The 5509-nt window shown below is 44.0% G+C and carries 4 protein-coding genes; all 4 read right to left on the reverse strand.

Going from position 1 to position 5509, the window contains the following annotated elements; all coding sequences use genetic code 11:
* Positions 1 to 482: 482 nt before the first annotated feature.
* Entirely contained in the window at positions 483 to 1010 is a 528-nt protein-coding gene (locus PSE7429_RS21365; RefSeq protein ID WP_144052558.1) for a hypothetical protein, read from the reverse strand.
* Between the two features lie 28 nt (positions 1011 to 1038).
* Positions 1039 to 2592, reverse strand: a complete 1554-nt coding sequence (locus tag PSE7429_RS21370) for a serine/threonine-protein kinase (protein ID WP_009629454.1) — start codon at positions 2590 to 2592, stop codon at positions 1039 to 1041.
* A gap of 493 nt (positions 2593 to 3085) precedes the next feature.
* Complete coding sequence (locus tag PSE7429_RS21380) at positions 3086 to 3898, reverse strand: MerR family transcriptional regulator (RefSeq protein ID WP_009629455.1); 813 nt, start codon at positions 3896 to 3898, stop codon at positions 3086 to 3088.
* A 262-nt stretch (positions 3899 to 4160) separates the two neighbouring features.
* Complete coding sequence (gene thiL / locus PSE7429_RS21385; RefSeq protein ID WP_009629456.1) at positions 4161 to 5171, reverse strand: thiamine-phosphate kinase; 1011 nt, start codon at positions 5169 to 5171, stop codon at positions 4161 to 4163.
* Positions 5172 to 5509: the final 338 nt, after the last annotated feature.

The raw sequence follows: 5509 nt of genomic DNA on the forward strand, positions 1-5509 counted from the left end.
TTGCTTATGTCCAAGTTAAGAAATGGCTACGCCATTTCTTAACTTGGTATAGACTGGCGGTAGCTATATAGCAAAAGCAAGGCACAGATATCCTAGTATGTAGCGACAGATAACTGCACCTTACGACCTGTCTCTTGTTCATGGGGGAGCATGAACTGCGAGGCATTCTTGACGATATGCAAAACTGATAAAAGCTCATAAAAATAAAAGCTGATAAAAATAGATGTAGTTAAGCCGCTAGTGTCTACTACAACACTTAATACGCCTATTCCCTTGCATATCTGTTTGATTTAGTAAATTTTTTACCTACTCCCTCGGTCTTAGAATAACATATTGTGAGCCGCATTCTCGGAAAGCACGGGAAAGAGCTATGTCCATTAGGTTGTAAGGTTATGTTAGACAAAAACAAAAACCAGAAGAGTGTTGCGGCGCGAAGCGCCGCAACACTCTTCTGGTTTTTAAGTTTACTTATGCCTAGCTACTTACTTGCGATCAAAAATCAGAGAGTCAGGGTTAATTGGGGCAATATACTTTAAGTTAGCCCTGACATAGCAATCCCCTAATTGATCAAAACTCACGGGCTGGACGGGGTTGGCTAATTCATTCTGGACTCCTTTGACTCTGAGCCATGGCAATCCATTACTATCGAAAACGATCGCGTCATTAGCGGGATCTGGTGGTTCGACCGTCTGCAAATTGGGAGTCCCTTTAAATACCGCCGTGATCACCGCACCTCTTTGAATCTGCGATCGGAGCTGTCCATTAGGTTCATATCGACAATTTAAGCCATAGTCTTTCATGCTAAAACTCATGGGCTGAACGACTAGCCATTTATTAATGGTATAGAAACCACGATTGCCGCGTTGAAAAGCAGAACTAAAGTCACCATTGCGATCGGGGTTAGGGACTTCAGCAACCTGAGCTAAGGCTTTTGACGTACCAAAAGCCACATAGCTAAAAGCAAGGCAGCTAAAGAGCAGGAGAAACTGAGCAGGGAATTTTAATCGCATATTTAATCGCATATTTAATCGCATAGTTTTATGATGAGCATCGATAAAGAGTAATCAGACGATCTAAATTTTTGCTGGTATCTCGGAGCAGAAATGGGAGATGACCGACGGGCGGAGCCTTGAAATTGGGTTGACGACCTTCGATATATTGCCACCGCATAGTTTGGCGATCGTAGGCGGTATTGATCGTTAGTTCGCCCGATGGAGTCAGCCAGCCAAGGTTTTCGTAGGTTTTGCGAATATCTCTGCCCGAATCTTCATAGATTTTTTTCTGAGCAGTGAAACCCTGTTTGCCGTTACTAGCCTGTGTCCAGAGCTGATCGATCAAAACTAGATCTGCACAGCTGATCCGATTAAACTCATCGGGATGAAATGTCCCATCATTATAGGATTGACTTCCCGCCGCCTTGAGTAGCAGAGTATAGGTTTCTCGATCTGCTGCTTTCCAGTTTTTCTCTTTAAGAAAGCTGCTCAGGTTTTCGTAACTAGAGTTGTCGAGGTTTGATATTGGTGATGTTTGTGATATTGGTGATGTTTGTGATATTGGAGAAGTTGCCGATGGAGAAGCAGGGGGTAACGATCTATTGGTGCTATTGGTGGATGGAATATCAATATCGTTTTTGAAAGGGTTCCATCCTGCATTAACTGCATTAAATAGATAAACTCCGCCTGCTAAGGCGATGCAGGATATCACTAAGGGCAATAGGGGATTTAACTTATTTACTTCCCGCTCGTCAGTAATTCGAGGCGAGACTGTGCTTAATTTAGGCAGTTTGGCAATATCCCTCAGTACTTCTTCAACCGATTGGTAGCGATCGCGAGGATTGCAGCGCGTCATGCGATCCAAAACTGCGGCAAATTCGCGACAAACCTTAGCATAGCTCCGCCAGTTAATTTCATTGTCGCGATCGCGAGGAAATTGACTGGGATGTTTGCCCGTCAGCGCTTGTAAAGCCAGCATTCCTAAAGAATAAATGTCGCTATTAGATACGGATTGCCCCCGTTCCTGCTCGTAGGACATATAACCAGGAGTGCCAATTGGCAAGGTTACTCTGGCTTTGTTCTTCGCATTTGCTACTTCCATTTGCACCTGTTTGACCGTGCCAAAGTCAATGAGAACTAACTTGCCATCGCTATGACGACGGATCAAATTACTCGGCTTAATATCGCGATGGATGACATTATATTTATGGACAAATCGGAGGATTTCCAGAACTTCTTTGACAATCTGCGCGACTCTCGCTTCGGCCATTTGACTGCCTGGAGACATTTCGGAGCTAAGGGGATGACCTGCGATATATTCCTGAACGAGATAGAATTCTTTATTTTCTTGGAAATAGGCGTAAAGCTGGGGAATGAGATCATGTTTGCCTAATTCCTGTAAGGTTTCTGCCTCAGCCTTAAAAAGTTCGAGCGCTTTTTGGGTAAAAACTGGATCGTCTATGGTCGGGTTGAGATGTTTGACGACGCACTGGGGGTTTTTGGGCAATCGTGTATCTTCAGCAAGGTAAGTTTGGGAAAAACCTCCTTCTGCTAATTCTCTGATAATGCGGTAGCGGCGATCGAGTAGCTTGCCTAACATACGAGCCTTATAGGTTAGAGCGAATGTAAAGCACGTATTCTATTGTATTGTAAGTTTTCCCGCGCAAATATATAAACTTAAAACCTAAAAGTCATTGTTGATGGACTTACAGCGCTTTGCACTCAAACCCAAACCACAGAGAAATTTTTGAAAGCGTTGCTTCGCAACGCTTTCAAAAATTTCTCTGTGGTTCGTTTGATCGGTAATTGCTGTAACGTGAGTTCGGGATAATTTGAAACGAGCTTTGAGAGAGGGTTTGCGTAGCAAACCCTCTCTCAAAGTGCAAAAGTAAAAGCCTTGCGTAGCAAGGCTTTTACTTTTGCACTTTTAAAATTTGCCAGCTTGCCCTGAACTGACGTTATACCAAATCACAAAATGGCTACGCCATTTTGTGATTTTAAAACCCTTACTGGGTTTGCTTTTCAATTCCCAAAAGTGTAGCCACACTTTTGGGAATTGGTATTACTGACTTAAGTGAATATAACTATATAATCTATATTCTCTCGACAGGGAACTGAATTTCTGTAATGTAGGAGTCCTCATCGCAATCAGATCCACCTTGAATATAGAACTCACGGTTCGCACCGATGCAGCGATATCCATTATTCTCAATCCAAGTTAGTAAATGCTGATAGGCTGTAGATAAGCCACTATAGCTGCCATGATGAACTAAACAGGCGATCGCTTCATAACCCTGTAGTTCGTAGATTTTAATGCGATCATTACCTTTCACCGAAGGCGGTACAGCCACAACTGCTTCACCATCAATATCACTATCCTTATAACCATAGTCGTGCCAAATACCAGTGTCATACTCAAACTTGGTAATCCCCTGTTGAGCGAGATGCTGATAGAGCTCTTGGAAAAGCTTGGCGATCGCATAGTAATTGGGTAATACTTCGCGAATCGAAGCAACGGTAATCGGCTCGATCTTTTTAATCACAACTTCGTAATCAGACATAACATGCTCCCGTTCAATTTGTTTGAGTTTGGCAGCTACTCTTACCAGTCGAGATTGCTCTTGCTCGATGTGCTGCTGCAAATCGGCTTGCTTTAGCCGCAACATACCGCGCATTTGCTCAATGGAAATCTCTTCCTGCAACAGTCGAGCGATCTGTTCCAAAGAAAATCCCAAATCTTTGAATGCGAGAATACGATTGAGCCGAGGTAATTGACTAGCAGAGTAGAAGCGATATCCTGTAAAGCGATCAATGGAGATTGGCTTGAGCAATCCCATCTCATCGTAGAGGCGCAGAGCCTTTATAGACACCTGACTGAGCTTAGAAAAGTCTCCAATTTTGAGCATTTCGTTGACCTCTTAAACCTCTTGTTGTAATTACATCGTCTACCCTAAGGGGAGAGTCAATATGCTGATTAAAAAAACAAACCCAGAAGAGCATACCGCCCGCTGCGCGGGCGGTATACTCTTCTGGGTTTTAATTTTACTTATGCCTAGCTACTTATACCAATTCACAAAAGTGTTGTCACACTTTTGTGAATTAAACACCAAACCCAGTAAGGTTTTGAGGTTCCCAAAATGGCGTTGCCATTTTGGGAATTGGTATTACTTAATCAAAATGCTGAAAAGCCGATCGCATTTCTAGCCCATCAATTTGATTACCCTCAATCACTTCACCGATAATCACCGCTCCAGATAATCGATTGACAAACTGCACTGCTAAATCCATTGGCATACATAAGACCAGTTCAAAATCTTCCCCACCGTACAAGACCCAATCTAACGCCCGCTCGCCTGCCAAAGTCCTTACCGCCCTGTGAATTGGTAGCGATCGCCAATAGATCTTGGCTCCAACATGGCTAGCTCGACAAATTTGGGCGATCGCATCGGCTAAGCCATCGCTGCTATCCATGCCCGAAACGGGAAAATCCTTTACGTAGTTTTGCTGACTGAGTAGTTTATGCAATAGGGCGATCGCATCAAAACGGGGAATTGGTCGCTGATGATAGCGACAGATAGCCTGCGCTAACTCTGATCCTGCCAGAATGCGATTACCAACCTTCAGCGGCGATAATAACTTCTCTTTTAAACCTTCATTAAATAGAATTTCCAAACCTGCCTTAGAGAGTCCATGACAACCTGTAATCGCGATCGCATCACCCACCTTGGCGGTATGTCTCTGAATGACCCGATCCTTAGGCACTTGACCGAAGGCTGTTACGGATAATGTCCGAACAGGCGATCGCACCGTATCACCACCTACTAGCTCCGTGCCATAGCGTTGCAAGCATTCACTAAAGCCTCGATAGACACCTTCAATCCAAGCGACCTCCGTATCAGGGGGCAGTCCTACTGACATGACTAAACCCCAAGGCTTAGCCCCCATTGCGGCTAAGTCTGATAAGTTCACAGCCGCCGCCCGCCAACCAACATCTTCAGGACTAGTCGTGCGATCGCTAAAATGCACACCATCGATCAGCATGTCCGTGGTAACAACCATTTGATGTTCTGGCAAGGTTCCCCCCATCGGAGCAGCATCATCCCCCACCACGGCACTACAAAAATGCCGAAAAATTTTCAGCAGTCCTTGCTCGCCTAAACTTCTAACGGTATCTGTCATTTAATGTCATTTACTAGGAATAGTTATAGCTATAGTCAGTAATGTTAGAACAAAAATCAAACCCAATAGAGAGTTGCGGCGCGAAACGCCGCAATTCTCTATTGGGTTTGATGTCCTGACTTAAGTAAATATAGCTATACCACTAAACCCTTATCTTGCCATTCTCTTCCTATAGCAATTATCGATCAAACGAACCACAATGAAATTTTTGAAAGCGTTGCAAAGCAACGCTTTCAAAAATTTCATTGGTTTGGGTTTGAGCGCAATGTGTTGTAAGTACCTCAGCGTAATTAAAATCCAGATCTAAAACCTGCGGCGCACGCTGCGCGTGCGCCGCA

This window comes from Pseudanabaena biceps PCC 7429 (assembly GCF_000332215.1).
Classification (GTDB): Bacteria; Cyanobacteriota; Cyanobacteriia; order Pseudanabaenales; family Pseudanabaenaceae; genus Pseudanabaena; species Pseudanabaena biceps.

Excerpts from the sequence above, each read along its gene's own strand:
- PSE7429_RS21365 (WP_144052558.1), bottom strand. The coding sequence starts at position 1,010 with ATGCGATTAAAATTCCCTGCTCAGTTTCTCCTGCTCTTTAGCTGCCTT.
- PSE7429_RS21370 (WP_009629454.1), bottom strand. The coding sequence starts at position 2,592 with ATGTTAGGCAAGCTACTCGATCGCCGCTACCGCATTATCAGAGAATTA.
- PSE7429_RS21380 (WP_009629455.1), bottom strand. The coding sequence starts at position 3,898 with ATGCTCAAAATTGGAGACTTTTCTAAGCTCAGTCAGGTGTCTATAAAG.
- thiL (WP_009629456.1), bottom strand. The coding sequence starts at position 5,171 with ATGACAGATACCGTTAGAAGTTTAGGCGAGCAAGGACTGCTGAAAATT.